The sequence below is a fragment of the Streptomyces sp. NPDC059477 genome, assembly GCF_042749375.1.
GTDB lineage: Bacteria > Actinomycetota > Actinomycetes > Streptomycetales > Streptomycetaceae > Streptomyces.
This window is the reverse complement of the sequence record NZ_JBHYUG010000173.1, coordinates 4,269-5,641: the sequence shown is the minus strand read 5'-3', so window position 1 is coordinate 5,641 and position 1,373 is coordinate 4,269. Positions and strand designations below refer to the sequence as shown.

Below are 1,373 nucleotides of genomic sequence, written 5' to 3'. Positions count from 1 at the left end.
CCCCGGGGGCGGGGGGCCGGGACCCCCCGTGCGCCCGGGGGGCCGCCGCTCACGCTTCCCGCCCCCCCCCCGGGCGCGGTGGACCGGCTGGTCGGCTCGACGAACGGGGCGGGGCTCACCCCGCCCGGCGTCCCCGCCCACGGAGGGCTCACCGCGGCCCAGGTGCGCGGCACGAACGGCCTCTCCCCGGCCCCGGCGGCGGGCTGGCCCAACCCGGCCGGGTGGCCCAACACGGGCTAGCACCCGACAGGTTGCCGACAGTTTGTTCCGCTACGGTCCTATGGTCATGGCAGACATCTCGGGAACACCGGGGACATCCCCACTCACCCGCCGCTCGGTGCTGATCGCCACGGGTACGACGGCGGCGGCGCTGGTGATGGCCGGTTGCACGTCGGACGGCGGTGGCGGAGCGCAGGCCACGCCCCCGACCGGCCCCACGACTCAGCCCACCCCGGCCGGGACCCCGGACTCGGCCTCGCCCGCCGTCTGCACCCTCACCCGGGAGATGACGGAGGGCCCGTACCACCTGGAAGGCGCGCTGGTCCGGGCGGACATCGGCGAGGACAGGCCCGGTGTCCCCCTCACGGTCGCTCTGACGGTCGTGGACGCGGACTCCTGCGTCCCGCTGCCCGACGCCCTGGTGGAGCTGTGGCACTGCGACGCGCTGGGCGAGTACTCGGGCTTCGTCGGCAACAACGGCCACGACGGCCCGGACAACGGCCGCTTCCTGCGCGGCGGCCTGCGGACGGACGCCGAGGGCGCCGCACGGTTCACGACCGTCTTCCCTGGCTGGTACGGCGACCGCTGTGTGCACATCCACATCAAGGTGCACACCGACGTCCAGCTCACCGACGACGACTCCTTCGAGGGCGGCCAGGAACTCCACACCGGCCAGCTCTTCTTCCCCGAGGACCTCACCCGCGAGGTCGCCGCCCTCCCCGCGTACGCGGCCAACACGGGCAGCCGTACGCCACTGGAGGAGGACGGTTTCTACGACGGCGGCGGCCCGACCTCCGGACTGCTCACCCTGACGCCCGTCGGCAACGGCTTCGCCGCCTCACTGACGCTGGGCGTCCAGCGGGACTGACGGCTCCAGCGCCGCACTCAGCAGCGCGACCGTCTCCGGGTACGGGCCCGCCAGCGCCCACTCCAGAGGCGTACGGCCGCTCCCCCGCTCCTCCCTGAGGCCGGGATCGGCGCCGTGCGCGAGGAGTTCGCGTACGACGTCGGTGTGGCCCCAGCAGGCCGCCGCGCACAGCGGGGTGCCGTGGGGGGGCGCGCCCCCCCGAGGGGGCGCGAGGGGGGGCGCGGGGCGCGCGCGCGCCGGCGCGCGGGCCCCCCGCCCCCGCACACTCCCCCGCCAGCCCCCCCCC

The 1,373-nt window shown here is 76.3% G+C and carries 2 protein-coding genes and 1 pseudogene; 2 read left to right on the top strand and 1 reads right to left on the bottom strand.

Annotated elements, in window-relative coordinates:
* Both ACFXAZ_RS39170 and ACFXAZ_RS39165 read left to right on the top strand, forming a co-directional pair.
* Nucleotides 1–240, top strand: a pseudogene (locus tag ACFXAZ_RS39170) (histidinol-phosphate aminotransferase family protein); the annotation flags it as partial.
* Between the two features lie 40 nt (nt 241–280).
* Nucleotides 281–1,087 (top strand): intradiol ring-cleavage dioxygenase, encoded by an 807-nt coding sequence (locus ACFXAZ_RS39165; protein WP_384601769.1) that lies wholly within the window; start codon nt 281–283, stop codon nt 1,085–1,087.
* On the opposite strand, the gene ACFXAZ_RS39160 is transcribed toward ACFXAZ_RS39165, so the two are convergent.
* A partial coding sequence (locus tag ACFXAZ_RS39160) for an ankyrin repeat domain-containing protein (protein WP_384601766.1) occupies nt 1,058–1,373 on the bottom strand: 316 nt, incomplete at its 5' end. The genes ACFXAZ_RS39165 and ACFXAZ_RS39160 overlap by 30 nt on opposite strands.